The organism is Burkholderia sp. BCC0398 (genome assembly GCF_902833245.1).
GTDB lineage: Bacteria > Pseudomonadota > Gammaproteobacteria > Burkholderiales > Burkholderiaceae > Burkholderia > Burkholderia sola.
Window position 1 is genome coordinate 1 of sequence record NZ_CADFEM010000052.1, and the last position, 445, is coordinate 445.

The following is a 445-nucleotide window of genomic DNA, read 5'->3' on the forward strand; positions in this document are numbered from 1 at the left end:
CTGGTACCACGCCCAGCCGGAATTCGATTCGTGGCGTTCACCGGACCAGTAATAGGTCGGCTCGAACTCGCCCTTCAGATTGGCGAACAGGAGCGATTGCTCCCGCCGCGTCGGCAGTTCGCCGCCACGTTCGGCGGCCCATGCCTTCGCCGCCTCCCAATCCAGATCTTCGGCCTCCCCCGGCAGGAGAATCAGATAGTGGCTCAACGATCCGTCTTCGAGAAGAATCTGGCCGGCGATGCGCTCGCCGGCCGCGAGCGGGATGGTGACGGCGTCGACGTGGTACTCGGTTGCTCTCGGCTGCTTCTTGAACTCGTCGTTCATCGCGCCGATGCGCGCGTGATCTGCTTCGATCTGTTCCAGCGTGATTGTCATTGCATGCTCCGATTGTGAATGGATGAAGGGTTAAATCGACAATCTGCGGACGGCGCGGGCGCGCAACTCG

The 445-nt window shown here is 61.8% G+C and carries 1 protein-coding gene; it reads right to left on the reverse strand.

Annotated features, from left to right (window positions below; translation table 11 throughout):
- Positions 1 to 375 (reverse strand): DUF1566 domain-containing protein (locus HWX76_RS36460; RefSeq protein ID WP_176017115.1); only part of this gene is annotated, 375 nt, incomplete at its 3' end.
- Positions 376 to 445: the final 70 nt, after the last annotated feature.